A 3,828-nucleotide genomic window follows, 5' to 3' on the forward strand; every position below is an offset into this window, starting at 1 on the left:
CTCCACCTGTAATGACAGCTACTTTGTCTTGCAGTTTCCCCATTCTAAATTCCCCCCATGATTATAGTTCCCATACTACATACTCGTGAAAAATGCTAGCCAGATTTAATATCTGTGCTATTTTGTTCACAATTAAATTTTACTACTTTGTACACATTTAACAATCATTAAGATATCATTAAGTGTCTACTAATTAGACACTTATGATAAATCTGTCTATTTTCAGGGAGGTATCATCATGAATAACGAACAAAATACGACATCCGGGCGACAAAATCGGACAAAAGAACATTTAAAGCAAGCAATGATTGAACTCATAAAAGAAAAGGGTTACCATTCCGTTTCTGTAAAAAATATTGTTGATTTTGCCGCTTATAATCGCAGTACCTTTTATGTCCATTACTTAGATAAAATTGAAATAGCTGAAGATTTACTTATTTCTATGCTACAAGGGTTAGAAGATTCAGTTGGCAAACCATATGTAACAGGTCAGAAAGTATATACGGCCAAGCTAAATGAACCATCTTTTAATATCGTTTCTTATATTTATAAAAACCAGCATTTTTTTGAACTGATTAACTATGATGACACGTTACCGGGACTACATACACGGTTCCCTCAAACGATCTTAAAAATCTATAAAGAACAATTTATTTTCGAAACCATCAACAATATCCCAGTCAATATGGATTATTTTAAACGATATACAGCTTATGGCTTTTACGGACTCATCAAAAATTGGATCCAAAATGGCTTTAAAGAATCCCAAGAAAAATTTATCGAGGAAGTTATTAATCTATCGAAAACACATATTTACTCAGTAAAGTATATCGGAAAATGATTCATAAGTCCCAGGGCCTTATCACGATGTTTTTAATATCGGATCTGCAATTTAAAAAACGGGGCTGCATGGTGTCAGTTCAACTCTGTAACCTAGCTCATACCATATTCGTGGTGCATTTCTCCTCCACTATGTTAAAAAGGATGCTTGAATCAATTCAAGCATCCTTTAATGCCTATTCCTTTTAACTTCTAGCTGTTTCTACGTAACTATACAGCACAGCCCCTCCGCGTTTTGCAATGCCTCTAAAATGCTTAAAATCATCCCTTTTGACAAGTACAATACGCACAGGAAGAAACTCTTCCTTTGTTACATAGTACTCCGATAATTCCCCATTCTTTAACTTCTCGAGTATTTCTTGAATTTGTTCCTCGTTCATATTTCAGCACCCTCATCCTATTATTACATTTATATTATATGAATATTGTTTTGTTTTCCATGGGATCCTCAAACTTCAAATGTGATCTAAATTTATATGGCCAGCAGCCATTACAATGAAAGCGCACTCAATTACACGAGGTAAAATTAGGTAATTTAACGAAATAATAACATATTACTTTACGAAAAATAAAATATAGTGCAAAATGTTATTAATCTCTTAATTCAAATCTTGCAAAAAGGGGCGAGGCTTTTGAAAAAAGCAGAAGTAGGAAATGTAATTGAATTCCGTGATGGATTGCAGGGAATTGTCGAAAAGGTAAACGAAAACTCAGTGATCGTCGATCTTTCTTATATGGGAAATTATCGAGACCTTGATCTAGAACAAAGGACTGTAGTTAATCATAAAAATTATAAAATTGTGAAGGAAACTGTTTTATGAAAACGCATTCCTAGCAATAAATGCGGAAGCGCCTTGCCCACCCTCGACAAGCACAAGACGAGCCTCTCGGAAAGGTGTACTTTTCCTTTCTGGGAGGATTGGCTTGTGACCTCGAGGGGGTAGGCGCTGTAGCTAGACAGTTCTCAAATTCGAGAAAAGTTATACTTTCTTAATATTTAAATAAAAAGCAGCTAACTACTGCTTTTTATTTATTTTTTTGAAATTATATCAATATTATTCCTTCTCCTGGGCGATCTCTTTAAGTGACTTTACTTTACCATGCGGATTCTGATCTTGCTTCCTGACAGTCCAAGCCCGCTCTTTTTCTCGTTTTGATTTTGTCACGATATCCCTCCTTTCTTTCATCTTTAGGTTAAGCATTTTTTACTATTTTATTTTCATTAAAGCAAAAGAAATCATTTGAATACAATTATTGAGCTCTTTTTGCTAAAATAGACTTGTTTGCAGAAAGGAGTTTGGACGTTTGAAAAATATAACTGCAGATTTCCGTCTAATAATCGGGCTTCTTATTGCCCATTTTTTAATGTATTTTACCTTTCAGGATAAAGCTGTTTTCTGGTATATCTTTTCGGCTTCTCTCTTATTTTTAATCAGCTATTCGATATTAAACGAAGAATTGAAGGATGAAGCTCCGTTTTGGCAATATCTCTCGTATGGAATAGGGTCTGGCCTCTTACTATTTGGAGTTTTTTGGGCTGGATTTCATTTGATTGATTTATTTAATCTTCCTTTTATGAAGGACATTTCAAAGCTGTATGGAAGATATTCACCATCGATGCTTTGGCATTATATTGTTCTCATGTTAATTATTATTCCTGGTGAAGAAATTTTTTGGCGCGGTTTCGTTCAAAAGAGAATGTTAAAATACACAAGTATCCCAGCAGCAATCGTTATATCATCTATTCTCTATGCATCCGTTCATTTATACTCAGCACACTGGATATTGGCTTTTGCAGCATTAATTGCCGGACTTTTCTGGGGATGGCTCTACACATGGAAAAAAAGTATGCCTTTATTAATTGTCTCACATTTAATTTTTGATTTATTCCTATTTGTAATACTTCCCTTGAAATAAAAATGTGAAATTCTACTCATTTTCCCAAATATATTTGTATCTTTAAGTGAGAAAATGATATTGTAGGAATAATTATGTAACTCCTATTTTTACTTTTCGTCTAAATAATTACATCAGCTTTTTAGCAATTACAGGGGGGAATTACAGTGAAGTATTTAAAAAAATGGATGTTTGTTTTTGGATTAGTAGGACTCATTCTTTCAGGGTGTGGAACAACTGACAATAATGAAAATCAAGCGAATGGATCCAATCAAACTCAAAATGAAGAGATAAATAAGGAAAGACAGGAAAATCAAAATACGGAAGATGGACAAGGTACTGTAGAACCGAATAATGACGAACAAACGAAAGAAGATGATGGGGTTGTTCGTATTCCGGAACAAAACCTCCAATATACTGTAAATGGCGAAGCTAAGGAAGAAACAGCTTTTCTTAAATCAAGTGATAATCAGCCTTATTCTATGTATGTCTTGCCTGAATTTGATTTAACAGCTGAAGAACCTCAAAAGGATGTTCTTTTTCTAACTGAAAATGATCATGTCTTTATGCGAATAGAACTTCTTCCTCCTGATGTACAATGGGATATGATGGAAGAAAATACGAAGGCCCAGCTTCAAGCTGTGGACGAAACGATTCAACCCATTGAAGTGCCGAGTACTGATGAGTTTTTTAAAGATTCAATTGCATTGGAAGCATCCAATGGTGACGATGTCGTTACTTCTTATTTAATTAAAAACTCAAATCAGCCTCTTAAATTGACTCTTTTTACAAAGAAAGATTTAAATTATAAAGATGCATTCCTGCAAATGGGTAAAACAATTTTAATAAACAAATAATCATTTTACTGAAAAGACCCTGGAAAATTGACGGGTCTTTTCTTTATCTTGCCTCATTAAAAGGCTTCATCCACAATAACACGATAAAAATAATACTTATATATCCGAAGACCGGATATACATATGATAATAAAGTGCCATAGTTTATTAAACTGATAAAATAACAAATAGTAAAAATAATACAAACCGTAACTACACTGGGAATGGATATGTACTTCCTTAGCTGACGCTCAAT

6 protein-coding genes and 1 pseudogene are annotated in these 3,828 nt (G+C 33.8%); 4 read left to right on the forward strand and 3 right to left on the reverse strand.

Annotation, left to right across the window (positions count from 1 at the left end; all coding sequences use genetic code 11):
* Positions 1–238: 238 nt before the first annotated feature.
* Complete coding sequence (locus tag V7164_RS22010) at positions 239–841, forward strand: TetR/AcrR family transcriptional regulator (protein ID WP_335348082.1); 603 nt, start codon at positions 239–241, stop codon at positions 839–841.
* A 184-nt stretch (positions 842–1,025) separates the two neighbouring features.
* Here the strand turns inward: V7164_RS22010 and V7164_RS22015 are convergent, their stop codons facing one another.
* The gene (locus tag V7164_RS22015; protein WP_335348083.1) at positions 1,026–1,220 is read right to left on the reverse strand and encodes a hypothetical protein; all 195 of its coding nucleotides are present in this window, start codon (positions 1,218–1,220) and stop codon (positions 1,026–1,028) included.
* 252 nt (positions 1,221–1,472) lie between these two features.
* On the opposite strand from V7164_RS22015, the gene V7164_RS22020 reads away from it, so the two are divergent.
* Complete coding sequence (locus V7164_RS22020) at positions 1,473–1,661, forward strand: YkvS family protein (protein WP_335348084.1); 189 nt, start codon at positions 1,473–1,475, stop codon at positions 1,659–1,661.
* A 234-nt stretch (positions 1,662–1,895) separates the two neighbouring features.
* On the opposite strand, the gene V7164_RS22025 is transcribed toward V7164_RS22020, so the two are convergent.
* On the reverse strand, positions 1,896–2,006 hold the full coding sequence (locus tag V7164_RS22025; RefSeq protein WP_231734738.1) for a DUF6254 family protein: 111 nt from the start codon (positions 2,004–2,006) through the stop codon (positions 1,896–1,898).
* A 139-nt stretch (positions 2,007–2,145) separates the two neighbouring features.
* Here V7164_RS22025 and V7164_RS22030 point away from each other — a divergent pair, with 139 nt between their 5' ends.
* Together V7164_RS22030 and V7164_RS22035 are read left to right on the forward strand one after the other, a co-directional pair.
* A complete protein-coding gene (locus tag V7164_RS22030; RefSeq protein ID WP_335345742.1) occupies positions 2,146–2,757 on the forward strand; it encodes a CPBP family intramembrane glutamic endopeptidase in 612 nt (203 codons plus the stop codon).
* A gap of 146 nt (positions 2,758–2,903) precedes the next feature.
* Positions 2,904–3,593 carry a hypothetical protein gene (locus V7164_RS22035; protein WP_335345743.1) on the forward strand — a complete coding sequence of 230 codons (690 nt, stop codon included), beginning with the start codon at positions 2,904–2,906 and terminating at the stop codon, positions 3,591–3,593.
* 43 nt (positions 3,594–3,636) lie between these two features.
* Here V7164_RS22035 and V7164_RS22040 read toward each other — a convergent pair.
* Positions 3,637–3,828 (reverse strand): annotated as a pseudogene (locus tag V7164_RS22040) (hypothetical protein); the annotation flags it as partial.

The organism is Bacillus sp. JJ1474 (assembly GCF_036965225.1).
Taxonomy (GTDB): domain Bacteria; phylum Bacillota; class Bacilli; order Bacillales; family Cytobacillaceae; genus Cytobacillus.

Bases quoted from the DNA above. Each gene is read 5' to 3' on its own strand.
- V7164_RS22010 (WP_335348082.1), top strand. From the start codon at position 239: ATGAATAACGAACAAAATACGACATCCGGGCGACAAAATCGGACAAAA.
- V7164_RS22015 (WP_335348083.1), bottom strand. From the start codon at position 1,220: ATGAACGAGGAACAAATTCAAGAAATACTCGAGAAGTTAAAGAATGGG.